The sequence below is a fragment of the Paeniglutamicibacter sulfureus genome (assembly GCF_039535115.1).
Lineage (GTDB): Bacteria > Actinomycetota > Actinomycetes > Actinomycetales > Micrococcaceae > Paeniglutamicibacter > Paeniglutamicibacter sulfureus.
In genome coordinates this window covers 3,137,323-3,161,005 of record NZ_BAAAWO010000001.1, presented here as the reverse complement: position 1 = coordinate 3,161,005, position 23,683 = coordinate 3,137,323, and the positions used below count along the sequence as shown (strand labels likewise).

The 23,683-nt window shown below is 64.6% G+C and carries 17 protein-coding genes and 3 rRNA genes; 3 read left to right on the top strand and 17 right to left on the bottom strand.

The window, feature by feature from the left end; translation table 11 throughout:
- Positions 1-569: 569 nt before the first annotated feature.
- The 3 genes from rrf to ABD687_RS14425 all read right to left on the bottom strand — a co-directional run bounded on the left by rrf (position 570) and on the right by ABD687_RS14425 (position 6,051).
- Positions 570-686: ribosomal RNA gene (gene rrf / locus ABD687_RS14435) — 5S ribosomal RNA — on the bottom strand.
- Between the two features lie 173 nt (positions 687-859).
- Positions 860-3,989, bottom strand: a 23S ribosomal RNA gene (locus tag ABD687_RS14430).
- A gap of 534 nt (positions 3,990-4,523) precedes the next feature.
- Positions 4,524-6,051 (bottom strand): 16S ribosomal RNA (locus ABD687_RS14425).
- Together the 16S, 23S and 5S rRNA genes form the textbook arrangement of a ribosomal RNA operon.
- 545 nt (positions 6,052-6,596) lie before the next feature.
- Between ABD687_RS14425 and ABD687_RS14420 the strand changes: the two genes are divergently transcribed.
- Complete coding sequence (locus ABD687_RS14420; RefSeq protein WP_310290124.1) at positions 6,597-7,613, top strand: NAD(P)H-dependent flavin oxidoreductase; 1,017 nt, start codon at positions 6,597-6,599, stop codon at positions 7,611-7,613.
- A 19-nt stretch (positions 7,614-7,632) separates the two neighbouring features.
- On the opposite strand, the gene panC is transcribed toward ABD687_RS14420, so the two are convergent.
- The 14 genes from panC to dacB all read right to left on the bottom strand — a co-directional run bounded on the left by panC (position 7,633) and on the right by dacB (position 21,123).
- Positions 7,633-8,568: a pantoate--beta-alanine ligase gene (panC, locus tag ABD687_RS14415; RefSeq protein ID WP_302263274.1), complete on the bottom strand. Its 936-nt coding sequence runs from the start codon at positions 8,566-8,568 to the stop codon at positions 7,633-7,635.
- 34 nt (positions 8,569-8,602) lie between these two features.
- On the bottom strand, positions 8,603-9,499 hold the full coding sequence (locus tag ABD687_RS14410) for a Rossmann-like and DUF2520 domain-containing protein (RefSeq protein ID WP_302263275.1): 897 nt from the start codon (positions 9,497-9,499) through the stop codon (positions 8,603-8,605).
- Entirely contained in the window at positions 9,496-11,034 is a 1,539-nt protein-coding gene (locus tag ABD687_RS14405; protein ID WP_310290128.1) for a PH domain-containing protein, read from the bottom strand. The genes ABD687_RS14410 and ABD687_RS14405 overlap by 4 nt, the downstream gene beginning before the upstream one ends.
- Positions 11,031-11,543: a PH domain-containing protein gene (locus tag ABD687_RS14400; RefSeq protein ID WP_302263277.1), complete on the bottom strand. Its 513-nt coding sequence runs from the start codon at positions 11,541-11,543 to the stop codon at positions 11,031-11,033. Before ABD687_RS14400 ends, ABD687_RS14405 begins: the two co-directional genes overlap by 4 nt.
- On the bottom strand, positions 11,524-12,024 hold the full coding sequence (locus ABD687_RS14395) for a DUF3180 domain-containing protein (RefSeq protein WP_302263278.1): 501 nt from the start codon (positions 12,022-12,024) through the stop codon (positions 11,524-11,526). The genes ABD687_RS14400 and ABD687_RS14395 overlap by 20 nt, the downstream gene beginning before the upstream one ends.
- A gap of 4 nt (positions 12,025-12,028) precedes the next feature.
- A complete protein-coding gene (gene folK / locus ABD687_RS14390; RefSeq protein ID WP_302263279.1) occupies positions 12,029-12,520 on the bottom strand; it encodes a 2-amino-4-hydroxy-6-hydroxymethyldihydropteridine diphosphokinase in 492 nt (163 codons plus the stop codon).
- A 5-nt stretch (positions 12,521-12,525) separates the two neighbouring features.
- Positions 12,526-12,894 carry a dihydroneopterin aldolase gene (gene folB, locus ABD687_RS14385; RefSeq protein ID WP_264270981.1) on the bottom strand — a complete coding sequence of 123 codons (369 nt, stop codon included), beginning with the start codon at positions 12,892-12,894 and terminating at the stop codon, positions 12,526-12,528.
- Positions 12,895-12,916: 22 nt separating this feature from the next.
- A complete protein-coding gene (gene folP / locus ABD687_RS14380; RefSeq protein WP_264270982.1) occupies positions 12,917-13,834 on the bottom strand; it encodes a dihydropteroate synthase in 918 nt (305 codons plus the stop codon).
- 11 nt (positions 13,835-13,845) lie between these two features.
- Entirely contained in the window at positions 13,846-14,457 is a 612-nt protein-coding gene (gene folE, locus ABD687_RS14375; protein WP_372342948.1) for a GTP cyclohydrolase I FolE, read from the bottom strand.
- Between the two features lie 30 nt (positions 14,458-14,487).
- On the bottom strand, positions 14,488-16,443 hold the full coding sequence (gene ftsH / locus ABD687_RS14370) for an ATP-dependent zinc metalloprotease FtsH (RefSeq protein ID WP_264270983.1): 1,956 nt from the start codon (positions 16,441-16,443) through the stop codon (positions 14,488-14,490).
- A 234-nt stretch (positions 16,444-16,677) separates the two neighbouring features.
- Entirely contained in the window at positions 16,678-17,229 is a 552-nt protein-coding gene (gene hpt / locus ABD687_RS14365; protein ID WP_264270984.1) for a hypoxanthine phosphoribosyltransferase, read from the bottom strand.
- Between the two features lie 153 nt (positions 17,230-17,382).
- Positions 17,383-18,432, bottom strand: a complete 1,050-nt coding sequence (gene tilS / locus ABD687_RS14360) for a tRNA lysidine(34) synthetase TilS (protein WP_310290133.1) — start codon at positions 18,430-18,432, stop codon at positions 17,383-17,385.
- Positions 18,433-18,458: 26 nt separating this feature from the next.
- Entirely contained in the window at positions 18,459-19,607 is a 1,149-nt protein-coding gene (locus tag ABD687_RS14355; RefSeq protein WP_310290134.1) for a zinc-dependent metalloprotease, read from the bottom strand.
- Between the two features lie 91 nt (positions 19,608-19,698).
- On the bottom strand, positions 19,699-21,123 hold the full coding sequence (gene dacB, locus ABD687_RS14350) for a D-alanyl-D-alanine carboxypeptidase/D-alanyl-D-alanine endopeptidase (protein ID WP_310290136.1): 1,425 nt from the start codon (positions 21,121-21,123) through the stop codon (positions 19,699-19,701).
- Positions 21,124-21,254: 131 nt separating this feature from the next.
- Here dacB and ABD687_RS14345 point away from each other — a divergent pair, with 131 nt between their 5' ends.
- Together ABD687_RS14345 and ABD687_RS14340 are read left to right on the top strand one after the other, a co-directional pair.
- Entirely contained in the window at positions 21,255-21,740 is a 486-nt protein-coding gene (locus ABD687_RS14345) for an inorganic diphosphatase (protein ID WP_264270988.1), read from the top strand.
- 161 nt (positions 21,741-21,901) lie between these two features.
- Positions 21,902-23,644, top strand: coding sequence for an HNH endonuclease signature motif containing protein (locus ABD687_RS14340; protein ID WP_310290139.1), 1,743 nt, complete (start codon positions 21,902-21,904; stop codon positions 23,642-23,644).
- Positions 23,645-23,683: the final 39 nt, after the last annotated feature.

The following is a 23,683-nucleotide window of genomic DNA, read 5'->3' as shown; positions in this document are numbered from 1 at the left end:
CCGCCCTCATGGGCGGATCAACACGAGGTGGGGAATTTCAGTGAGCAGAAGTGGGGAATTTCGATGAGCGCGATCACGGTGGCCTTCCTAAACATGCTTCCCACTGGGATATGCCGTCACCCGTGGAAGGCTGATGATTTCTGGCCGACATGGGGACAGGTTGGATCGGATATTCGAAGGTGCGGCACGAGAGTTCTTGCTCCCGAAACCTTCCGTTGTTCGCGCACCACTTCTCCTGGCAAGCGCACGTCTTGGCTCAGGCCAGGTGCCTGGCCGCCCTAATGGTGCGGACCTTCCGACGACGCCTTGGGTCTGGTGGCATGTGGACTCTACGACCGCATCAGGGCGGTGTGCGGTCGTTGGTGCTTGGGGGCGAGCCGGGATCGCGATGTTTTCCACAGATGCTGTGGATAGGGGCCGGCTATCCACAGTGTCTGTGGATGGCCGGGGTGCCTTAACGGGGTGCGGCCCCCGGGGGGTGTGTGTCCGGGGGCCGTGGTTTTTGGTGGTGTGGTGGTTAAGCATCGAAACCCCCAAGCCGGTGGGGCTTGGGGGTTTCGGGACGTTGTGTCCGGCGGTGACCTACTCTCCCACACCCTCCCGAGTGCAGTACCATCGGCGCAGTGGGTCTTAGCTTCCGGGTTCGGTATGGGACCGGGCGTTTCCCCCACGCTATGACCGCCGTAACTCTGTTACCGCCACCCAAAGCTGGTTTGGGGGTGGTGAATCTGTGGGTTACGACCATGATAGTTATGGTTGTTGTTGTTCCGCGAAAAACAAATTGGGTTTGTTGTTTCGGGACCGTATAGTGGACGCAGCGTTTCTTGCCAACCACCCGCGGGGGGTGGTGTGGTGTTTGTGGTTTAAGTTGTCGGCCTATTAGTACAGGTCAGCTTCACGAGTCTTTAGTCCTCGCTTCCACATCCTGCCTATCAACCCAGTGGTCTGGCTGGGGGCCTCTCACACTCAAAAGTGTATGGAAATCTCATCTCGAAGTGGGCTTCCCGCTTAGATGCTTTCAGCGGTTATCCCTTCCGAACGTAGCTAATCAGCGGTGCACTTGGCAGTACAACTGACACACCAGAGGTTCGTCCGTCCCGGTCCTCTCGTACTAAGGACAGCTCTTCTCAAATTTCCTGCGCGCGCAGCGGATAGGGACCGAACTGTCTCACGACGTTCTAAACCCAGCTCGCGTACCGCTTTAATGGGCGAACAGCCCAACCCTTGGGACCTACTCCAGCCCCAGGATGCGACGAGCCGACATCGAGGTGCCAAACCATGCCGTCGATATGGACTCTTGGGCAAGATCAGCCTGTTATCCCCGAGGTACCTTTTATCCGTTGAGCGACGGCCGTTCCACAACGTGCCGCCGGATCACTAGTCCCGACTTTCGTCCCTGCTCGAGCTGTCGCTCTCACAGTCAAGCTCCCTTGTGCACTTACACTCGACACCTGATTGCCAACCAGGCTGAGGGAACCTTTGGGCGCCTCCGTTACTCTTTAGGAGGCAACCGCCCCAGTTAAACTACCCATCAGGCACTGTCCCTGACCCAGATCATGGGCCGAAGTTAGGTGACCGGTACAGCCAGAGTGGTATTTCAACGATGACTCCACCCGAACTAGCGTCCGGGCTTCACAGTCTCCCACCTATCCTACACAAGCTGCACCGAACACCAATACCAAACTATAGTAAAGGTCTCGGGGTCTTTCCGTCCTGCTGCGCGTAACGAGCATCTTTACTCGTAGTGCAATTTCGCCGAGTTCATGGTTGAGACAGCGGGGAAGTCGTTACTCCATTCGTGCAGGTCGGAACTTACCCGACAAGGAATTTCGCTACCTTAGGATGGTTATAGTTACCACCGCCGTTTACTGGGGCTTAAATTCTCAGCTTCGCTCCAAAGAGCTAACCGGTCCTCTTAACCTTCCAGCACCGGGCAGGAGTCAGTCCGTATACATCGTCTTGCGACTTCGCACGGACCTGTGTTTTTAGTAAACAGTCGCTTCCCCCTGGTCTCTGCGGCCCACACCCGCTCCGAGGAGTAAATCCTCATCACGGGGCAGGCCCCCCTTCTCCCGAAGTTACGGGGGCATTTTGCCGAGTTCCTTAACCATGATTCTCTCGATCGCCTTAGTATTCTCTACCTGATCACCTGTGTCGGTTTGGGGTACGGGCGGCTAAAACCTCGCGTCGATGCTTTTCTTGGCAGCATAGGATCACCGAATCACCCCCCAAAAGGGGCGCCTATCGGGTCTCAGGCTATGTGAGTCGCGGATTTGCCTACGACTCGCCCTACATCCTTGGACCAGGTCAATTCCATTGCCTGGCTCGGCTACCTTCCTGCGTCACACCTGTTAATACGCTTACCTCCCTGGTTCGGGTCCCGCGCCGCACACCCGATACAAGGCCCGAAGGCCTTGAGGTGGGTGGTTGGGGCGGTTAGCATCACCAGTTCGGTATGGGCGGTTTTTCACCGGTACGGGAATATCAACCCGTTGTCCATCGACTACGCCTGTCGGCCTCGCCTTAGGTCCCGACTTACCCAGGGCAGATTAGCTTGACCCTGGAACCCTTGATCATTCGGCGGACGGGTTTCTCACCCGTCATTCGCTACTCATGCCTGCATTCTCACTCGTGTGGGCTCCACCGCTGGTTTACACCGCGACTTCACTGCCCACACGACGCTCCCCTACCCATCCACACGGCTGGACCACGAAGGCCTGCCAAATATGTGAATGACGCAACTTCGGCGGTGTGCTTGAGCCCCGCTACATTGTCGGCGCGGAATCACTTGACCAGTGAGCTATTACGCACTCTTTCAAGGGTGGCTGCTTCTAAGCCAACCTCCTGGTTGTCTTCGCAACTCCACATCCTTTTCCACTTAGCACACGCTTAGGGGCCTTAGTTGGCGTTCTGGGCTGTTTCCCTCTCGACTATGAAGCTTATCCCCCACAGTCTCACTGCTGCGCTCTCACTTACCGGCATTCGGAGTTTGGCTGACGTCAGTAACCTTGTAGGGCCCATTAGCCATCCAGTAGCTCTACCTCCGGTAAGAAACACGCAACGCTGCACCTAAATGCATTTCGGGGAGAACCAGCTATCACGAAGTTTGATTGGCCTTTCACCCCTACCCACAGCTCATCCCCTCCATTTTCAACTGAAGTGGGTTCGGTCCTCCACGCGCTCTTACACGCGCTTCAACCTGGCCATGGGTAGATCACTTCGCTTCGGGTCTAGATCACGCCACTCACTCGCCCTATTCAGACTCGCTTTCGCTACGGCTTCCCCACACGGGTTAACCTCGCGACGTAACACTAACTCGCAGGCTCATTCTTCAAAAGGCACGCTGTCACCCCAACAAGGAGGCTCCAACGGATTGTAAGCGCACGGTTTCAGGTACTATTTCACTCCCCTCCCGGGGTACTTTTCACCATTCCCTCACGGTACTTGTCCGCTATCGGTCATTGGGTAGTATTTAGGCTTACCAGGTGGTCCTGGCAGATTCAAACGGGATTTCTCGGGCCCCGTCCTACTTGGGATACTCTCACAAAGCGGCGGCACGCATTCGCACTACGGGACTCTCACCCTCTACGGTCCGGCATTCAAGCCGATTCGCCTATGCGCCCGCACCTCACTTCACCAGTCCGGCAGAACTGATATGGAAAGTCCCACAACCCCGACCATGCAACGCCCGCCGGCTATCACACATGGCTCGGTTTAGCCCCATCCGCGTTCGCTCGCCACTACTAACGGAATCACTATTGTTTTCTCTTCCTGCGGGTACTGAGATGTTTCACTTCCCCGCGTTCCCTCCACACAGCCTATGTGTTCAGCTGCGGGTCATACGGCATGACACCGTACGGGGTTTCCCCATTCGGAAATCCTGGTCTCAACGTCCGGTTATCGACTCCACCAGGCTTATCGCAGATTCCCACGTCCTTCTTCGGCTCCCAATGCCAAGGCATCCACCGTGCGCCCTTAAAAACTTGACCACAAACATGATCAAAAATTTACATGAGCTATATATTATTACAATCGAAAGAACCAAGAAAAACACACCCGAAAGTGCGTTCACCAGGTTCAATAATTCATAAGAAATTGCTATGCAAGACAAGGAAAAAATCCCTTGCCTCACAAGATGCTCGCGTCCACTATACAGTTCCCAAACAACAACCCCGTCACACCCACCACCAACACACCCCCAGGGGGCTCGTGCGGCTTAGGCCATGCGCGGGACAATCCAGAAAAAACAAGAACCCAACCCGAAACCGGATCGGGGCCTGTTATTCCAGGACCCAACAGTGTGCCAAAAGACCACCCGCGTTCGCCGGCGGCTCCCGTTCCAACCACCGGAACGAATCCCGAAAGCGTACTAGAAAACCACCCACCAACGATGGACGGCCATGATTTGTTGATATTCCACCCTTGAGCACTCGCCCATCAACACAAGTGATGGATGCGAGCAGCACTGAACACCCGCACGGGAAACACTGTGGAATCCCTGCCTGGTGCTAGTTGCTCCTTAGAAAGGAGGTGATCCAGCCGCACCTTCCGGTACGGCTACCTTGTTACGACTTAGTCCCAATCGCCGGTCCCACCTTCGACGGCTCCCTCCCACAAGGGGTTAGGCCACCGGCTTCGGGTGTTACCAACTTTCGTGACTTGACGGGCGGTGTGTACAAGGCCCGGGAACGTATTCACCGCAGCGTTGCTGATCTGCGATTACTAGCGACTCCGACTTCATGGGGTCGAGTTGCAGACCCCAATCCGAACTGAGACCGGCTTTTTGGGATTAGCTCCACCTCACAGTATCGCAACCCATTGTACCGGCCATTGTAGCATGCGTGAAGCCCAAGACATAAGGGGCATGATGATTTGACGTCGTCCCCACCTTCCTCCGAGTTGACCCCGGCAGTCTCCCATGAGTCCCCGCCTTTACGCGCTGGCAACATGGAACGAGGGTTGCGCTCGTTGCGGGACTTAACCCAACATCTCACGACACGAGCTGACGACAACCATGCACCACCTGTGAACCAGCCCCAAAGGGGAAACCGTGTTTCCACGGCGGTCTGGCACATGTCAAGCCTTGGTAAGGTTCTTCGCGTTGCATCGAATTAATCCGCATGCTCCGCCGCTTGTGCGGGCCCCCGTCAATTCCTTTGAGTTTTAGCCTTGCGGCCGTACTCCCCAGGCGGGGCACTTAATGCGTTAGCTACGGCGCGGAAAACGTGGAATGTCCCCCACACCTAGTGCCCAACGTTTACGGCATGGACTACCAGGGTATCTAATCCTGTTCGCTCCCCATGCTTTCGCTCCTCAGCGTCAGTTAATGCCCAGAGACCTGCCTTCGCCATCGGTGTTCCTCCTGATATCTGCGCATTTCACCGCTACACCAGGAATTCCAGTCTCCCCTACATCACTCTAGTCTGCCCGTACCCACCGCAGATCCGAGGTTGAGCCTCGGACTTTCACGATAGACGCGACAAACCGCCTACGAGCTCTTTACGCCCAATAATTCCGGATAACGCTTGCGCCCTACGTATTACCGCGGCTGCTGGCACGTAGTTAGCCGGCGCTTCTTCTGCAGGTACCGTCACTTTCGCTTCTTCCCTACTGAAAGAGGTTTACAACCCGAAGGCCGTCATCCCTCACGCGGCGTCGCTGCATCAGGCTTTCGCCCATTGTGCAATATTCCCCACTGCTGCCTCCCGTAGGAGTCTGGGCCGTGTCTCAGTCCCAGTGTGGCCGGTCACCCTCTCAGGCCGGCTACCCGTCGTCGCCTTGGTGAGCCATTACCTCACCAACAAGCTGATAGGCCGCGAGTCCATCCCTGACCAAAAAATCTTTCCACCAAAAACCATGCGGTCCACGGTGCATATCCGGTATTAGACCCAGTTTCCCAGGCTTATCCCAGAGTCAGGGGCAGGTTACTCACGTGTTACTCACCCGTTCGCCACTAATCATTCTGTGCAAGCACAAAAGTCATCGTTCGACTTGCATGTGTTAAGCACGCCGCCAGCGTTCATCCTGAGCCAGGATCAAACTCTCCGTAAAAAAATACAGACACAACCAACACGCCGACTGGAAAAAATCGACCGGGCTGCACCAAGCAAAACATCCTGGCAAATTGCCCCAGGCATCCACACGGGGGTGCGGACCCTGAAACCATTCACCAATAAAATAAATAAATTGGTATCAACAAACTTGGCACACTATTGAGTTCTCAAACAACAGACACTTCCAACACCCACAACCGGACTAACAATTCCTGCCGGCGCTTCGCTCTGGAGCAACTTTACTATCCTAGACCCAAACAAACTCAGCGTCAAATCGACTTCCGAAGTTCATTTGGAATTCTTTGCAATCGGCTCCGCGCTTCACCCTTTCGGGCTACGTTGCGGTGCTCGGTGCGAGAAATAACTGTACGCGCATCCGGCCCAAATGTCCAAACGGCAGGAACCCTCACTACCGGAAGGCCAAAACCCCCGGAAATACGGGGCCCAGACCCTGCTGCGGCTGCGTTTTTCGGCCATTCGGCCAAAAGCGTCAAATGAGCCCTGCATCACTACAGCGTCAGGGGTCGGCCATAGACTGAAAACATGCCTGAATTTCCCGTAAACGCATCGCCCATTCAGCAATCCCTCAACCCATTGCAGCAGATACTCGGTTACACCGAGCCAATCTTCAACGCATCGATGGCCGGTGCGGCCGGCGGCGCACTGGCTGCAGCTGTTTCTGCCGCCGGAGGCTTTGGCATGCTGGGCATCGGTGGCAATGCCACCAAGGAGTGGATCGACAACGAGGCAGCACTTGCCGCGTCATCCGGTCGGGGGTGGGGCGCCGGACTCATGGCCTGGGTCCTGGCGAAGAACCTTGAACCGCTGGAACAGGTGTTGGATCACGGCCCTTCCTTCGTCTGCATTAGCTTTGGGGAACCCGGACCCGCCGCCTCCCTTGCGCATGAGTCCGGTGCTTTGGTGGGCATGCAGGTCGGGAATGCAGCAGAGCTTTCCCGCGCACTGGAAGACGACATCGATGTGGTGATCTGCCGGGGGAATGAGGGAGGCGGTCATGGACGCAATGAGGTGTCCACCCTTCCCCTGCTTCAGCTGGCACTGGAACGAACCGGCAAGCCCGTCATTGCCGCGGGAGGTTTGGCCACGGCCGCCGGGGTCGCCGCAGTACTGGGTGCCGGCGCATCGGCCGCATGGATCGGAACGCGTTTCGCAGCCGCGACGGAATCGACCAGCCACCGCAACATCAAGGATTCCATCGGGGCGGCCGGCCTGGATGACACCGTCTACACCCGCGCCTTTGACATTGCCCAGCGCATTGACTGGCCGGTTCAATACGGCGGCCGGGCCTTGCGCAACGACTTCAGCGATACCTGGGCCGAGAACCTCGAGGCCCTCGGTGCCGCGGTGAAGGCAGACGACTCCCTGACCACATCGATCAACGGCGCCCGCGCCGAGGGAGACACTTCCCTTGCTCCGGTCTATGCCGGCCAGTCTGCGGGGCTTTCGACTACGGGGCAAAGTGCCGCGGAAATCATCGCGGACCTTTCACGTTTCCGGTCGCTGTTGCGGCAGGCTGCCAGCCGATGGGACACGAAGTAGGCCACCCGGGCCGGCAGGCTCAGTAGCCCAGCGGCATATTGTCGATCAGCCGGACCTCGCCGACCCTCGCCGCCACCAGCAGCAACCCCTCGCCGGTGAACGGGGTGTCCTGGCAATTGAAGGCCAGCTCCTGCAAGGTGCGCGGGTCAACCAGTTCGAAGTAGTCGAGCTCCACCAGGGGTTCCATCTCGAAGAGTCCCGCGGCGTCCTCCAGATACAGCGGTTCGTGCCGTTCGGCCCGTTCCTTGACCAAGCTCAATGCCCGGTGGATCACCAGGGCCGCCTTGGCCTGCTCCGCGGTGAGGAATTGGTTCCGGCTGGAAAGGGCCAGTCCCTCGGCGCTGCGGATGATGGGCACCGAGCAAATTTCGACCGGGTAGTTCAGGTCGGCCACCATGCGGTTGATGAGCACCAGCTGCTGCGCGTCCTTCTGTCCAAAATATGCGCGATAGGAAACTGGTACCCCAAGCGTGGCGGGCGGCATGGCAAAGTGGAGCAGCTTGGCCACCACGGCGAGCATCCCGTCGAAGTGGCCCGGTCGCGAAGCGCCCTCGAACTTGGATCCCAGTTCCCCCGAATCGATCTTGATCAGTGGGCGGCCGTCGGGGTAGACCGTCGAAGCCTGGGGGGCAAAGACGATGTCGGCACCGGCGCGGGCCAGGATCTCGACGTCGGCCTCGAGGGTGCGCGGATATCTGGCAAAATCCTGCGCATCGTTGAATTGCAGCTCGTTGACGAAGATGCTGACCACCAGCACGTCGTTGTGCGCCCGGGCGGTGGAAACCAGGGACTCGTGGCCCGAGTGCAGGGCTCCCATCGTGGGCACCAGTCCCAAGGTTGCGGTGCCCTGCTCCGGGGCATTGAACTCGATGGCCCGGGCAATCGCCGCCGAAAGTTCGGCCGCCGTGCGGACGATGCGGGGGGTGCGGCCGGCTGTATCTGCTGGTGTGCTCACCGGCCCAGTTTATCCGCGGGTTCCGCCGATGGCCCTAGTGTGTCGGTTCGCCCAATGCGGCCAGGATCCCGTCGAGGGTCTCCCGGTTGATCAACCCGCGGGCATGGGCGCGCAGCGCTGTCGCCCGGCTCATCGCCAGGTAGCCCTCCCGGGTGTCCTCGCCGATGTCCTCCCCGGCCAGTGCGGCCCGGTGCGCGGCAACCGTCTGCACATCCCCGCGGGCCACCGGCCCGGTCAGCGCGCCCTCCCCGGAGGCCAGCGCATTTTCCAGCGAGGCACGCATGAGCGCCGAGAGCACCCGCTCGGGATGCTCGACGCCGATGCCCGCCAGGATGCCCGCCGACTGCCCGGCAACCGTCACCAGGTGGTTGGAGGCGTGTGACAGGGCCGCGTGGTACTTGACCCGGTCTTCCTCGGCGATGACCACCGGCTCGCCGCCCATTTCCACCACGAGCGCCTGGGCGATGGGAAGAACCATGTTCGAGGCGGTGACCCCGAAGACACAATCGCCGAGCCGCTCCAGGTCCATGCTCATCCCGGTGAAGGTCATGGCCGGGTGGATGGCCAGCCCAATGGCGCCGGCTGCCATTGCCGGAGCCAGCACCTCGGTGCCGTAGCGCCCGGCGGTGTGCACCACCAGCTGGCCCACCTGCCAATGTCCGGCCGCGGCGAGCCCGGAGACCAGGTCCGCCAGCGCGTCGTCGGGCACCGCCAGGATGACCAGTTCGGCGCGGCGCAGGATCTCCGGGATCTGCAGCACCGGGACGTCGGGAAGGAGCAGCTCCGCGCGTTCGAGCGAGGACTCGGAGACCGCGTGGACCCCGATGACTTGGTGCTCGGCCGCGCGCAGCGCCGCACCCAGCACGGCGCCGACCTTGCCGGCGCCGATGACGCCCACTCCCAGCCGTCCCGGCTTGCCCGTGTTTCTCATGCGTCTCCCAGCCAGTGGTTCGAATCCGTTTGCTTCCGCGCCGCGGCGGCGCGGTCTGCCTGTTCAAGGAACAGGTCCCGTCCCGCATCGATGTCGAGCTGGCGCACCACCGGCACCACCGGCCCGGGGATCGTGGCAAGGGCCAGGTCAACCACGCCCATCCGCCGGGCCAGGGGGCCCTGGCGCAGGGAAAGCCCTTGGGTGCGGGCGTGCGGAACGATGGCGATGGTGCGGTGCAGCGCGCCGTTGCGTGCCACCAACGCGGTGTCGGTCAGCGCGTAGCCCTGCCGGCGGTAGGCCAGGAGCGCGAGCGGGCGGATCCGGGGCGGGGAAACCACGAAGCCGTGCGCTGTGCCGCTGCCGTTGATGGCGGCGGCAAAGAATTCGCGCGGCGCCTCCACCCCGGGGGACGGCAGCACCACCGAGAGCACCGCGAGCACGTCCTCGTAGGTGCCCACCGGCAGCAGCACGCTGCGTTGCTCCGCATCGTTCGCGGCCCCTCCGCCGATGCCCGCGACATTGACCGCGACCTTGTACCAACCCATCGGACGCCAGAAGAAGGGGGCGGAAACCTTGATGGCCTGCACCCGCCCCGGGGGCACCGTTTGGTGGCGGGTGTCCAGCAGCCCGTAGCCCACGCGCAATCCGTCGGCACTCGTGGCGGCCTTGAAGTTGTAGCCGGTGTTGAGGTTGTTCCACAGCGCGCCGGCCATGCCCAGCAGCGCCGGGAGCAGGTAGAACGGCGCGAAACCCTCGATGTTGGACATGGCGATGGCCAGCCCGATAAGGCCCAGCAGCATGAACACCGTGGACGGGCGCAACAGGATGGAACCGACCAGCCGGCCCAGCGGGACGCTGGCGACCACGCGTTCGCTCGCTGCCCGGGGGCCGCGCGGCGCCGCATCGGCGGGCGGGAACCGCGCATCCGCCATTTGCCCGGGTTCCGGAGACTGGCCACCGGCAGGCCCCTGCTCGCCGGCCGGTGCAAGCGGTGGCGGGGAATCGTTGGTTGCCTGCAGTCCTGCGGCGCGGGCCAGGATGGAGTTGCGCAGTTCGTGGGCCTCGGAGAGCTTCACGAAGGCCAGGTTCATGGCGGCGGAGCCGGAGTCTGCGACGTCGAAGCGCAGCTCGGCCAGCCCGAAGATCCGGGCGACCAGCGGCTGGGCAATGTCGATCGACTGCACCCGGTCGATGCGTGCCTGGCGCTGCTGGCGGAAGACCATGCCGGAATTCACGTTCACGTGGCGCTCGGTGATCTGGTACTTGGTGAACCACCAGGAGCCGAAGAAGCCCAGCAGGATCAGCAGCAGGATGCCGCCGCCGATGAGCAGCGAAACCAGCAGCGGGGCGCCGGAGACAAAATCGGGTCCGCGGCTTGGTTCCTCCTCGCCGAAGAAGGAGGAAAGGGTGTTTTGCCCGTAGACGAAGGCGATGGCCACCACGGCGAGCCAGCCGCGCACCAAGGGCGAGACCGGGTGGACCCGGTGCCACGGCACCTCGGGTGCACCGGGCTCCGGTGCGGGTGGGGGGTTCACAGCCCGGCCAAACGCGATTCGCCGCGGGCCGCAAGCTGCTCGCGCAGGCGCGTGCCCTCTGCCAGGGGCAGGCCGGGGATCTCGGCGGTGGCGTCGGCCGCCGCGGTGTGCAGCTTGACCTTGCACAGCCCCAGCATCCTGTCGATGGGTCCGACGGCCACGTCGACGAATTGCATCCGGCCGTAGGGAACCACCAGCACCTTTTGGAACATCAACCCCTGGCGCACCAGCAGGTCGTCCTCGCGCTCTGCATAGCCGATCGCTGCAACCTGGCGCGGAATCAGCACCAGGCGAATGATGTCGATGGCCACCGCCACCGCGGGGATGGCAATGGCCAGCCAGAGCGGGAAGCCGGTCCACACCCCGAACCGGTTCAGCACCAGCGGCATGCACAGCACCGCCAGCGTCACCAGCGCGCCAATGCCCCAGCCCACCATGCGGACCTTTGCGTAGCTCGGGGACACCCGGGTCCAGTGGATCCCGGCCGGATCAATTGGTTCCTGCTGCATAGCCTTCCTCGTCCTCGCCCTCGGTCTTGGCCGCCGGGTCCGAAGGATCTTCCGGGGGCAGCTTGCAGAACTGTTCCACAACCCATCCCACGATAACCATCACCAGCGCACCGCCGATCATCACCAAGGATGATTTCACCGCCTCGCTGCCCAATCCTGCCGCGGTGAGAAGCCCCAACAGGATCCCGCCGTGCCATCCGGCGATGATGGACCCGGCATACACGCTGGCCTGGGCCAGCACCAGGGTCCTGGCCGCGGCAATCGGGTCCACCCGCTTCTTGGTCCGCCCGGAGGTGTAGAGCTTGATGCGGATGCCCATCACCAGGGTGATCAGGCAGGCAGCGCCCATGGACACCAGCGAGGTCCAGTGCAGCACCGGCACCGGGTAGCCGCGGGTGGTGGCAAGGATCTGCAAGGCGTAGCCGGCGACGACGCCGATCACCAGCACCGTGAAGACCCACAGGGGCCGCAGCGAGTTCATCGGCCTAGGCCTCCGCTTCGGCACGTTTGATGCCCGGGGTGTCCGCCGCGGCGGCGGCCAGCTCGGCCACCGGCGTCCCGTCCAGCGTGGCGTCGGGTTCCATCCAGGACCAGGGAAGCAGCACGAAGCCGCGCGTCGCGGCCCGCGGGTGCGGCAGCGTCAGCACCGGGTCGTCGCTGGTTTGCCCGCCGTAGGTGATCACGTCGATGTCGAGGGTGCGCGGGCCCCAGCGCACCTCGCGGGTGCGGTGGTGTGCCTGCTCGATGGCCTGGCAGGCTGCCAGGAGCCCCAGCGGGGCCAGGTCGGTGTTGATGCGCAGCACCAGGTTCAGGAAGTCGGGTTGGCCTGCGGGCCCTCCCACGGGCTTGGTCACCGCGGTGTCGGAGACGCACACCACCTCGATTCCCGGTGTGGCGGCCAGTTCGGCAACCGCGGCCTGGAGCGTTCCGGCACGTTCGCCCAGGTTGGAACCCAGGGCAAGGATGCAGGAAACCATTCGGTTCACTCCCGTTCGCGGTAAATGTGGATCGTGACGTCGGAAAAGGTCACGGTGATCGGGGCCTTGGGCTTGTGCACGATGACCTCGACCCCCGAGACGGTGGGGAAGGAACCGAGGATCGCCGCGGCGGTCTTTTCCGCCAGCGTCTCGATCAGGTCCCAGGGTCCGTCCTGGATCTGGGCGACCACGAGCTCGCCGAGTTCGCCATAGTGCGCGGTGTCGGCGACGTTGTCGCTGGCCGCCGCCTTCCGGATATCGGTGTGCAGCACGACGTCGAGCGTGAAGGGCTGGCCGTCGCGCTTCTCGTGCTCAAAGACGCCGTGGTGCCCGATGGCGGTGATGCCGCTCAGGGTGATGGTGTCGCTGCGCATGGTGTTCCCCCGGCCGGGCTTCCTAGAGTGCCGGGACGCGGGCCGCGGACCAGGCGTGGGCGACCTTGATGGCGTCGAGGGACGAGGGAACGTCGTGCACACGCACGCCCCAGGCGCCGTTGGCGGCAGCAAGCGCGCTGGTGGCGGCGGTCGCTGCGTCGCGTTCGGTCGGTGCGGCGGGCTTGCCGTCGACGGTCAGCAGGGCGCCCAGGAAGCGCTTGCGGCTGGTGCCCACCAGGACGCGGTGACCCAGCGCGGTGAAGCGGTCAAGGGCGTTGAGCAGTTCCCAGTTGTGCTCGTGGTCCTTGGCGAAGCCCAGCCCCGGATCCAGGATCAATGCCTCGGGCTTGACGCCGGCGGCAACAAAGCGCTCGCGCAGCGCGAGCATCTCCTCGATGACCTCGGAGACCACGTCGGTGTAGTTCGCCTCGGTGACCATGGTGGCGGCGTCCCCGCGGCGGTGCATCAGCACGTAGGGGGCTCCGGTCTCGGCCATGAGAGCCGGCATGTCCGGCTCGTGGGTCAGCCCGGAGACGTCGTTGATGATGTGCGCGCCGGCAGCCAGGGCGGCGCGGGCAGTGGAGGTGTGCATGGTGTCGACCGAGATGATCGCCCCGGCCTTGGCCAGTGCCGTGATGACCGGCAGGATGCGCTGCTGTTCCTCGTCGGGGTCCACGGGCTCGGCGCCGGGGCGGGTGGATTCGCCTCCGACGTCGATGATGTCCGCCCCGCCGTAGTACATGCGCAGGCCGTGGGAAATGGCGTCGTCGGCGCTCTTGTACTTCCCGCCGTCCGAGAAGGAATCCTCGGTGATGTTCAGGATGCCCATGACCAGGGTGCGGTCGGCGGGCAGGTCGGCCAGGGTGCGGGCCGTGATCTTCTTGATGACCGGCAGCGGGCTGGTGGCCGGACCGGTTCCGGGGATTGCTCCAAGTGACATGGGGGTGTTACCTACTTTCCGAGGATGAGGCTCATGGCCTCTGCGCGGGTGGCCGGTTCGCGTAGCTGGCCACGCACGGCGCTGGTGACGGTCTTGGCGCCCGGTTTGCGGACGCCCCGCATGGACATGCACATGTGTTCGCATTCGACGACGACCATGGCGCCGCGCGGGTTCAGGTGGGCGACAAGTGCGTCAACGATCTGCGTGGTCAGTCGTTCCTGGACCTGCGGGCGGCGGGCGTAGACCTCCACCAGCCGGGCCAGCTTGCTCAGGCCAGTGACCTTGCCCTCCGGGCCGGGGATGTAGCCGACGTGGGCGCTGCCGTGGAACGGCACCAGGTGGTGTTCGCAGGTCGAGTAGAACGGGATGTCCTTGACCAGGACCAACTCATCGTGTTCGATGTCGAAGGTCGTGGCCAGGAGGTCCGCCGGGTCCTCGTGGAGCCCGGCAAAGAACTCCGCATAGGCCTTGGCCACGCGCTTGGGCGTCTCCAACAGGCCGTCGCGCTGGGGGTCCTCGCCAATGGCATGCAGGATCTCGCGCACGGCGTTTTCAATGCGGACCAGGTCCACGCCGCCGGCGCGCTGGACGTTGTCGTCTTCAAGCTGATCGATCTCGTTCACCCTCAGATCCTAGCGTGTGTGTGCGATGGGTTACTCGCCGGTGACGTCGCCTGACGTTGCAGCTGCCGCATCGGCGGCGATTTCCTTCGCGGAGAGGACAGGACCGGCCGCGTGGACGGGGCGGCTGTCCTTGCTCAGCCAGACGTCGCGCTCGGGACGCTTGGTGAGGTCGTGGAAGATTTCCTCGATCTCCTTCTGGTTCAGCGTCTCATGCTCGAGCAGTGCCAGGGCCAGGCGGTCAAGCACGTGGCGGTTCTCGGTCAGCGCGGCGTAGGCCTCGTCGTGCGCGGTGTCGATCAGCGCGCGGACCTCTTCGTCGACCACGTTGGCCATGGCGTCGGAGTAGTCGCGGCTGGCCGCCTGGCCGTACATGGCATCCCCGGAGGAAGAGCCCAGCTTCACGGCTCCCACGCGCTCACTCATGCCGTAGTCGGTGACCATCTTGCGTGCGGTGGCGGTGGCCTTCTCGATGTCGTTGGAGGCGCCGGTGGAGGGGTCGTGGAAGACGATTTCCTCGGCCACGCGCCCGCCCATGGCGTAGGCCATCTGGTCCAGCAGCTCGTTGCGGGTCACCGAGTACTTGTCGTCGTCGGGCACCACCATGGTGTAGCCCAGGGCGCGTCCGCGCGGCAGGATGGTCACCTTGGTGACCGGTGCGGTCTGGCGCATGGCGGCTGCCACCAGCGCGTGTCCGCCCTCGTGGTACGCGGTGATCTTGCGCTCGTGTTCCTTCATGAGGCGGCTGCGCTTCTGCGGGCCGGCCATGACGCGGTCGATGGCCTCGTCCAGGGCGCGGTCGTCGATCAGCTGGGCGTTGGAGCGCGCGGTGAGCAGGGCTGCCTCGTTGAGCACGTTGGCCAGGTCGGCGCCGGTGTAGCCGGGGGTCTTCTTGGCAACGGCCTTGAGGTCGACGTTGGTGGCCATCGGCTTGCCCTGGGCGTGGACCTTGAGGATCTGCTCGCGGCCGATCATGTCGGGGGCCTCGACGGGGATTTGGCGGTCGAAGCGGCCCGGGCGCAGCAGCGCCGGGTCAAGGACGTCGGCGCGGTTGGTCGCGGCGATCAGGATGACGTTGGTGGTCGCGTCGAAGCCGTCCATCTCAACCAGCAGCTGGTTGAGCGTCTGCTCGCGCTCGTCGTTGCCCCCTCCGATGCCGGCGCCGCGGTGGCGACCCACGGCGTCGATCTCATCGACGAAGATGATGGCGGGGGAGTTGGTCTTGGCCTGCTCGAAGAGGTCGCGGACGCGCGAGGCGCCGACCCCGACGAACATTTCCACGAAGTCCGAGCCGGAAATCGAGTAGAAGGGGACGCCTGCCTCGCCGGCGACGGCCTTGGCCAGCAGCGTCTTGCCGGTGCCCGGAGGGCCGTACAGCAGCACTCCCTTGGGGATCTTGGCCCCGACGGCCTGGAACTTGCCCGGTTCGCGCAGGAACTCCTTGATTTCGTGGAGTTCCTCCACGGCCTCTTCGGCACCTGCAACGTCGACGAAGGTCACCTGCGGCATGTCCTTGGTGATCAGCTTCGCCTTGGACTTGCCGAACTGCATGACCTTGGATCCGCCGCCCTGGGAGCGGGAAAGGATGAACCAGAACAGGCCCACGATCAGGATCATCGGGATCATGAAGCCGAGCATGGAGGTGAACCAGTTGCTCTGCACCGGCTGGTCGGTGTAGCCGGAGAGGTTGGCCTCGTTGACCGCCGTCACCACCTGGGTGCCGCGCGGCTGTGAGTAGAAGAACGAGACGTTCTTGCCCTTGTCCTCGCCGTCGAGGTTCAGCGGTTCCTTCAGCGTCAGGTCCACGCGCTGCTCGCCGTCGAAGATCTTCGCCTCGGTGACCTTGTCGTCCTTGAGCAATTGCATGCCAACGGAGGTGTCGATGCGCCCGGAGTTGCCGCCCAGAAGCGTCGGCAGGAAAATCAGCAGCACCGCGGCGCCAAGCAGCACCCATACGATCCAGCTGTTGAAGATCTTTTTCGCGTTCATTGATTGGGGGTCCCGCCCCATCCCTCCTGCTTTCGGGCACTGGCGGCCCGGGCGCCTGGGCGACGCCGGTAATCTTGCTACACGCTCATTAAGTAAACGCCCTATGTGATACCCACGGATGGGCAAGGCGATAAGTTCCCCTTTGGGCGTAAGAACACCGATGGCCGCCCCCGGGAACCGGAAACGGCCATGGCACACCGCACAAGGGATGCTGGAGCGGGCTGGTGCCGCCGGCTACTGGTAGACGTGAGGTGCCAGGGTGCCGATAAAGTCCAAGTTGCGGTACTTCTCGTCGAAGTCCAGGCCGTAGCCGACAACGAATTCGTTGGGGATCTCCATGCCGACGTACTTCACGTCGATCTCCACCTTTGCGGCCTCCGGCTTGCGCAGCAGGGTGCAGATCTCGACCGAGGCCGGGCCGCGGGAGTGCAGGTTGGCCAGCAGCCAGGACAGCGTCAGGCCGGAGTCGATGATGTCCTCGACGATCAGCACGTCCTTGCCCAGCAGGTCGGTGTCGAGGTCCTTGAGGATCCGCACGACGCCCGAGGACTGGGTACCCGAACCGTAGGACGAGACCGCCATCCAGTCCATGGTCACGTGGCTGTGCAGCGCGCGGACCAGGTCGGCCATGACCATCACGGCGCCCTTGAGGACGCCGACAACCAGGATGTCCCGGCCTTCGTAGTCGGCGTCGATCCGGGCGGCAAGCTCATTGATCTTGGCCTGGATTTCTTCCTTGGTGTAGAGGACATGCGCCAAATCGGCGCTGACATCTTTCGAATCCACGAGGGCTCCTGGTTCTGGGGTCGGCGATATACCGGTCGAAGGGGGTTTTCCACCCACGAACTAGAGTGCCACAGTCTGGCTTGCGGTGGGGAGCGCGGCACCCCGGTGTTGCCGCGGCCTTGGGGCTGGCGGCCCGGGATTGTGAGGCAATTCTCATCCGTCGCCGGGCCGCAGGCCGCTGGCGTCCAGCCGCAGGAAGGGCGCGGTGCCGGCGGGAAGCCTGGTTCCGGCGATCCGGGTGGCCTCCACCGGGCCCTCCAGTTGGATGGGGCCGGCGGATTTCGACCCGAGGACCAGCGCGTTCAATGCCCGCAGCCGTTCGAAGTCAGGTGCCGGTGCGCCCAGCCGCACCACGGACAGGCGCAAGGCGCGGGAGCGCAGGGGCTCGGGCATGGCCCGCAGCCGGGCCAGGTCGATGGAGGACACCGCGGAGGCGGCCACCGAGGCCCCGTCGGCGAGCGCCGGTTCCGGGGCGAGGATGGCGTCGTGCAGCGCGCTGGCGGCCAGCCCGTCGAGGTATTCGGCGTCGGCGCGCGCCAGGGCCGCGGTGCGTGCCAGCGCGGCGGGCACCTGGTCCCCCAGCACCGAGCGCAGCACCGGCATCAGCTCGTGGCGCACCCGGTTGCGCAGGTAGCGCGGGTCGGTGTTGGTCGGGTCGCTCCAGTAATCGAGCCCCTCGTGCCGGCAGATCGCCTCGACATCCGCCCGTGCCAGGCCCAGCAGCGGGCGCAGGTACTGCCCGCGGGCCGCCGGCATCCCCGCCAGCGAGAGCGTCCCGGAGCCGCGCGCCAGGCCGAGCAGCACCTGTTCGGCCTGGTCGTCGAGGGTGTGGCCGAGCAGCACGTGGCCTGCGCCGCTGTCCTCCAGCGCCCGGGCAAAGGCGGCATAGCGCGCGGTGCGCGCCGCCTGTTCACTGCCGCCGTCCACCTCCACCGGGAGGACCAGCACCTCGCCCAGGCCCAGGGCCCGGCATTGGGCTGCTGCCCGTTGTGCCACCTCGGCGCTGCCGGGCTGCATCCGGTGGTCGACGACGACCGCCCCCGCGTCGATCTCCCGCGCCCGGTGCAGGAAGGCCGCCGCGGCAGCAAGCGCCAGCGAATCGGCCCCGCCGCTGCAGGCCACCAGCACCTTGCCGCCTGGCGGCACCATGGCCCGGATCGCGTTGCGGGCATCGGCCAGCACGCGCGGCAGCTTTCCGCCCATCGTCGTCCTTCCCGTGGGGCTTGCCGCTAGTTGCCTGCCGGGGTCTGGTCCCCGGCAGGTGATCCGCCCATGCGGGCCACCCACGCGGCGGGGTGGTGCAGTTCGTGTTCGGTGGGCAGGTTCTCCGGACCCTCCCAGACCCGGTTGAAGCCCTCCATGCCCATGAGCTTCACGGCACGGGAGACGAAGCGCTGCCCGTCGGCATATTGGCGCATCTTCGCATCCAGGCCCAGCAGCTTGCGCAGCCACTTCTCCACCATGCCGCGGTCCTTGCCGCGGGCGCCGAAACGCTGGCGGATGGTGCGCACCGAGGGCACGATCGAGGAGTCCACTGCGTCCATCACCACGTTGGCGTGTCCCTCCAGCAGCGACATCACCGCGGTGATGTGCGAGAGGATCGCCTTCTGCTCGCCGGTGCGCAGGCCCGCCAGCAGCCCGGTGTCCCCGCTTGAGGGTCGGCCGGCGTCCGCTGCTTCCAGGTCCTTCTTGCCGCGGATGACCTCGGACGCGGCGGCACGCAGCCGCTCGCCCAGGGCCTCGGGTTCTGCCAGCAGCGAGGCCAACAGCTCCGCGATCTTTGACTGCAGGTGCTCGCGCAGCCAGGGGGCTGCGGCGAACTGCACTCGGTGGGTCTGCTCGTGCAGGGTGACCCAGAGCCGGAAGTCGTCGGTGTCGACCTTCAGTTCCCGCTCGATGGCCACGATGTTCGGCGCCACGAGCATCAGCCGGCCGCCGGAGGGCAGGTCCGCGCGCAGCAGGCCCGCGAAGGGGTCGTACTGGCCCAGCACCTTGGAGGACATGAAGGCCAGGATGGCGCCCATTTCCACGCCGGTGGCCGTGGAGGAAAGCACCTGTGCGGCTTCGCTGATCTTTTCGCCGCGGGTGGCGGCCAGGTGTTCCATGGCGGGTCCCAGCATCGCCTCGAAACTTTGGGTGTTCGCCTTGGCCCAGCCGGGCCGATCGACGATGAGCACCTGCGAGTCGCGCAGGTCCGCAGCCGCCTCCAGCCCGGTGATGCGGTGCACGTGTTCGACCGATTCGTCGGCCTTGGCTCGCAGGTCGGCGACCACTGCCGCAATCTCGGTGCCGGTGAGGCTCGGGCCCGCGGCGACCAGCTTGGCCGCTGTGCCGGCGGCGAGGTCCCAATTGATCAGCCGGAATTCGGTGGTGTCCATGCCTTCCATCCCATCACGCTTTTGTCCCGCACGGCGTGATTGCGCGCTGGGCCAAAAAACTTGTGCCCGCCCGGCGGCCCGGCCGGCGGGACTAGCGGCATCCGCAGCCGGTGAGCGCCGCGGCCGCGGCATCAAGCGTTGCCCGGTTCGGCCCGATGGAACGGTCGCTGGTGTTCACGAAGAACGAGAAGGCCAGCAAGCGGCCGTCCCGGGTCACGGTGAGCCCGCTGAGGCTGGAGACCTCCATGAGCGACCCGGTCTTGGCGCGCACCAGCCCGCGCGTCTGCGCGGCACCCAGCCGGGTGGACAGGGTCCCGGTGGCGCCTGCAACCGGCAGGCCATAGCTGAGGTTGCGCAGCGACGCATGTTCGGAGGTGGCCGCAAACGCCAGTGCCCGGGCCAGGGCCAGGGGTGCGACGCGGTTGGTGTTGGCCAGCCCGGAGGTGTCCCTCAGCTCAATCCCCGTGGTGTCGATGCCCAGGTCCGCGATCACCTGCGTCACCGCGGCGGCGCCGTGCGCATAGTCGCCGGTCTGCCCCAGCTCCACCGCGACGAGGCGGCCGAGCGCCTCGGCCACGTAGTTGTCCGAGACCTCCAGCATGAACCTGGTTTGTTCACCCAGCGTGGCGGAGCTGACGGCGGCCAGCTCGGTGCCCTGGACTCCGGGGTCGGCGCGCGTGACCTCGGTGGCGACCTGCGGGCCTCCGTCCGCCGCGCCCATTGCCGCGCGCAATGCCTTGGCAAAGGTCCTCGCCGCATCCATGCCCGGGTCGCCCACCCGTTCCGCCTTCGGATTGGCATTGGCGCGCGCCGCGTACATGGCGACGGGGGAAAGCGGCGCGATGTTGTTGGTGCTGACCAGCGATGCGTCCCAGTCGGGGTTCAGCGCGGGGCCGGCAAAGAGCGAGTCGTCGAGCTCGACGGACAAGGCATCCCCGGTTTCCCCGGCCGCGTGGGCCTGGCGCAGCGAGGTCGCGGCCCGCTTTGCGAGGGTTTCGAGACCTGCCCTGCCGCTGATGGACGCCGAGCCAGTGCCGGATCCCAGCAGCACGTCTCCCCCGCCCACCAGCACGACGGTGTCCGGGTCCTTGAGCACGGCCTTGGTGGTGAAACGATGGCCCTCGCCGAAGACGTGGGTGGCGGCGATGGCCGTGAACACCTTCAGGCTCGAGGCCGGGATGCCCGGCTGGTTGCCGGAAAGCGAATACAGTTCCTCGCCGCTTGCCACGTCGAGGACGCCGGCGCTGACCGAGACGTCGGCCGGGGAAGAAGACAGGATCGGATCCAGTGTCGCGGCAAGCGCTCCGGCAACGGGTGCAGGTGCCTCGGGATCAAGCGGCGGCAGAGCCAGGGCGCCGACGGCGGCTAGGTCCGGGGCCACCGGCTGTGCGGCCGACGGCTTCGACGCGGCACCCGAGGCCATGACCGGGATGAGGAAGAACGCCAGCAGCCCCAGCAGCACGCCGGCAACGATCGAGGTGATGCCCAGACGCTGGATTTGGCTCGCATGCTTCATTCAACATCCCCGAAATCGTCGTAGTCTGCGTGCGCCATATACCCTTAAGCGCAGCTACCTAAGACTAGACGGCAATCGGACGCGCCCGCGTCCGCACATGCCGCTGGTCACGAGAGTCGAGGAGACTTTTTATGAGCCACGACGTCACCATCGAGATCCCCGCCGGATCGCGCGTGAAGTACGAGATCGACCACGAGACCCACCGCCTGCGCCTGGACCGCGTGTTGTTCACGTCCATGCAGTACCCGACGCACTACGGCTTCTTCGATGACACGCTGGGCGAAGACGGCGATCCGTTGGACGCACTGGTCTTCATCCCGGGCGTCGACCTTTTCCCGGGCGTCGTGGTGGAGTCCCGCCCGATCGCCGTGTTCAACATGACCGACGACGGCGGCGGAGACGCCAAGCTCGTGTGTGTTCCGGCGGACAAGCGCTTTGACCACATCCAGGAATTCGAGGACCTCGACGGGTGGCTCGTCAAGGAAATCGAGCACTTCTTCCTGCGCTACAAGGACCTGGAGCCGGGCAAGTGGGTCAAGGCCGAGGGCTGGATGGGTCGTGCCGAGGCCGAAGCCGAGCTGGAACGCTCGATCGAGCGTTACAAGGCCCAGGCCTAACCGCTCCACCACACCACACCCGCGGGGCCGGGTCCGAAGGCTGCGCCACCGGCGCGATCTCCGGACCCGGCCCCGCGTTGTTTCCTGCGGTGCCTGTGCGGTTGTCCACATCCCCGCGCACCCTTGCCCCGCCACGGCCCCGGCGTCGCACACTGGAGAACATGGACACGCGGCGGCTCATTGAGGCCCTCACCGGCGATGGTGGCGATCCGGGACACCGAGTGTCGCCGGCCCGGAAGCTGCGCCTGTTTTCCGCGCTGTCCCTGCGACTCGCGGAACTTGCCGCCGAACTGGCCACGGAGATCTCCTCCCCCACCGAGGCCGCCCTTTTTGCCCACGACGTCGAGCGCACCCACCGCCAGGCCGAAATCGCGCAGATCCGGGCTGCACATACCGCCCAACGCACCCTCGTACAAGACCTGCCCGCTGAAAACCTTGAATGGGCGCGTGCCACCGCGGCGGATCCCGCAGCGTTCATCCGCGGGGAGCGGGCCCTGCCCCCGGACCCGGCCACCGTCCCAACCGGGATCATGCCGTTCAAGGACACCTGCGATTTCCTGCAGCATTCACTGCACCTGCCCCGCTTCGCCGCCCGGAACCGGCTCCACGCCGCAAACGCCCTGCTCCCGCACGCCGATGTCCACGGCAACCAGTGCGCACCGCGCTACCCGAAGCTCGCCGAACAGCTCCACGCCGGAACCGCGTGCCTGGGCGCCACGGCCGCCGCAGCACGCAATCTCGATGCCCTTGCACCGGCCATCGCCGCCCAACCCGCGCCGCACCGGCTCGCCGAGAGGATCGAGGAAAGGGTCGCCGGCTCCGTGGCCGCCGGCATCCCCCAGGACACCCGGCGTCTCTTCACTGCCCTGTCCGATGAACTCGAGAACGCCACCTCCGCCGACCAGCTGCCCACCCCGCAGGAAATCCAGGCGAAAACCGGCATCTTCATCACCAAACGCACCCGCCACTTCACGTATATGTCCCTGTGCCTGCTCAACACCGACGCCGAAGTCTTCCTTTCCCATTTCGCGGCCTCCGACAATCCCCGCACGCTGGCCGGCAACCGTGACGCCCTGGCGGCCGCAGCCACCGGAATGAACCCCGCCGCCGCTGCAGGCGGTGCATCTGCTACCCCTGATTCCGCTGACAAGGGCACCGCGGAAGGCACCTCCGGAGCCACTGATGGCCCTGACTGGTTCACCCGTCCCGAGGGAGTCGCCGTCGAAACCCTCGACGGCCCGGCAACCGGCTCCGGATCGCCGCCGGGTTTCGATCCGAACCTCGCAGACTCCCCCAATAGCCTCTTTCCCGGCCAGGACGGGCTAACCCCTCCCCAACGCCACCTGCAAACCGTGCTGAACCTCATGCGCGCACCAACCAAACCTCCGGGCAAGGGAGCCACCGGGCTGCCCACCGCCCAACTGATCATCCACTGCCGCCTCGACACCCTCCTCGGGCTAGCCACGGGCAACGGCTGGAGCGCCCACGGACTCGAAATCCCGATCAGCGAAATCCGAAGACGCCTCGCCACCGACGGAACGATTCCACTGGTCCTGGGCGGCCAAGGAGAAATCCTCGACGTCGGCCAGGAAATGCGCTTCGCCCCGGACCACGTCAGACGGGCCGTGCTGGCCCGCGACGGCGGATGCTTCTACCCCGGCTGCACCGTCCCGCCCGAACACCTGGAAATGTGCCACATCGACGGTTTTGCCCAAGGCGGGCACACCAGCGTCCACAAATTCACCCCCGGCTGCACAAGCCACCACCACATGGCCGACAACGGACTGCTCGAACTAGTCATCCACAACGGCATCCCGCACGTCGTATTGCCCAAGCACCTCGACCCCGAACAGCTACCGCGTCGCAACACCTACTGGCCGCAGAACCAGGCCGCTCTCTTCTAGGGACGGACATCCGGCACCCCCCGGTTCCCGGGGCCACGG